Origin of the sequence: Bittarella massiliensis (ex Durand et al. 2017), from assembly GCF_017566145.1 — a bacterium.
In the GTDB taxonomy this organism is placed as follows: domain Bacteria; phylum Bacillota; class Clostridia; order Oscillospirales; family Ruminococcaceae; genus Bittarella; species Bittarella massiliensis_A.
On sequence record NZ_JABFCL010000340.1, the window covers coordinates 1 to 213 of the forward strand.

1 protein-coding gene is annotated in these 213 nt (G+C 54.5%); it reads right to left on the bottom strand.

What is annotated here, in order from left to right; all coding sequences use genetic code 11:
- Positions 1-9: 9 nt before the first annotated feature.
- On the bottom strand, positions 10-213 hold a 204-nt coding region (locus HJY11_RS14585), incomplete at its 5' end, for a penicillin-binding transpeptidase domain-containing protein (protein WP_279571118.1).

Genomic DNA, 213 nt, shown 5'->3' on the forward strand with positions numbered 1-213 from the left:
CGCTTCTTTTTATTGTAGAATACCCATATCCTGCAGGATTGAAAGGGTCAGCTGCGCTGCTGCGGGGCCGGTGGCGTTGGCGCTGTCCTGGAGGTTGGTGGCAAAATAGCAGGTGTTATCTGGGGTTTCGACATAGCCGACAAACCAGCCGCTGACATTCTGTCCGTTTACCTTTCCAGAGCCTGTTTTGCCGTACAGACGGCAGTCTGGGCT